General features: G+C 41.7%; 1 protein-coding gene. It reads right to left on the bottom strand.

Annotation, left to right across the window (positions count from 1 at the left end):
- Positions 1-554, bottom strand: a 554-nt coding sequence (locus tag J3U16_RS12055; RefSeq protein ID WP_267343225.1) for a hypothetical protein, incomplete at both ends; no start/stop codon positions are given.

The raw sequence follows: 554 nt of genomic DNA, 5'->3' as shown, positions 1-554 counted from the left end.
ATTATGCTGGGATGTGGTAGCGTAAGGACCAGTTAAAGTAACGCGTACGCTTGTAGCTGTAGGATTAGACATTGTAGCTGTGATACCCCCCCAAGAAACAGGAGACCAAGACAATGGCTGACTTACACCACTAATGAGTAAATCAAAGTACAATCCATTAAGACCTGTAGTAGGAAAGTTTCTACCGTAAAGTGACGGGGAAGTTGACTGAGGGATAAAACCATTAGCAGGGTCCCACATTGAAGACGGACCAGCAAAATCAATAGATGGGTAAAGCTCCCAATCACCACGCTTACCATTTTTTAAATTAGGCCGAACAAAACAAACCACCGACGAAGCCTTAGGATTGACGTAATAAGTCACATTAGTTGCACTGAAATCACTACGATTAGGAAAACCGTAACGAGTGGATAATGTGCCGTTAGTACTAGATAAGGTAACCTTATAAGGTGCCTTACAAATCTCTGGCACGGTACTACGTGATACAGATTGATTGTTTTTATCGACGATAGATAAACTTAAAGAACCTGTAGCAGTAACACCAGAATCACCAT

The organism is Gilliamella sp. B3023, assembly GCF_026536845.1.
Classification (GTDB): Bacteria; Pseudomonadota; Gammaproteobacteria; order Enterobacterales; family Orbaceae; genus Gilliamella; species Gilliamella apicola_E.
Note: the sequence above shows the minus strand (reverse complement) of the source record. Positions and strands in the feature narration are given on the sequence as shown.